Origin of the sequence: Pseudomonas persica (genome assembly GCF_900291015.1) — a bacterium.
Classification (GTDB): Bacteria; Pseudomonadota; Gammaproteobacteria; order Pseudomonadales; family Pseudomonadaceae; genus Aquipseudomonas.
In genome coordinates this window covers 1-250 of sequence record NZ_OLKL01000266.1, presented here as the reverse complement: position 1 = coordinate 250, position 250 = coordinate 1, and the positions used below count along the sequence as shown (strand labels likewise).

The 250-nt window shown below is 72.0% G+C and carries 1 protein-coding gene; it reads left to right on the top strand.

Annotated elements, in window-relative coordinates:
• A partial coding sequence (locus FQ664_RS26525) for a triphosphoribosyl-dephospho-CoA synthase (RefSeq protein WP_178091112.1) occupies positions 1–250 on the top strand: 250 nt, incomplete at both ends.

Below are 250 nucleotides of genomic sequence, written 5' to 3'. Positions count from 1 at the left end.
AGCCAGGGCCGGTGCCGCCGGCGCCCCCTTCACGGTGCTGCGCGATCACGGTATTGCCGCTGAAGCGGCCATGCTGGCCGCCACCGCCGGCATCAACACCCATCGCGGTGCGATCTTCAGCCTTGGCCTGCTGGTGGCCGCCGCTGCTGAGCGCGGGCGCGTGCATGGCCATGCCGTGTCGGGCGCGCAGGTGTGCCTGGCGGTGCAGCAGTGGAAAGACGCACTCATCGCTGCGCCGCTGGACCCGCAC